The sequence below is a fragment of the Pseudomonas sp. 3A(2025) genome, assembly GCF_054589175.1.
On sequence record NZ_BAAILM010000114.1, the window covers coordinates 1 to 249 of the forward strand.

1 rRNA gene is annotated in these 249 nt (G+C 53.0%); it reads left to right on the top strand.

The window, feature by feature from the left end:
• Nucleotides 1-39: 39 nt before the first annotated feature.
• Nucleotides 40-249 (top strand): 16S ribosomal RNA (locus ACYP2A_RS31525); the annotation flags it as partial.

Consider the following 249-nt stretch of genomic DNA (forward strand, 5'->3'; position numbering starts at 1 on the left):
CAAGTTTATAGGGTTTTCTCAAAACCCGATTGCAGTATTGAACTGAAGAGTTTGATCATGGCTCAGATTGAACGCTGGCGGCAGGCCTAACACATGCAAGTCGAGCGGTAGAGAGGTGCTTGCATCTCTTGAGAGCGGCGGACGGGTGAGTAATGCCTAGGAATCTGCCTGGTAGTGGGGGATAACGTCCGGAAACGGACGCTAATACCGCATACGTCCTACGGGAGAAAGCAGGGGACCTTCGGGCCT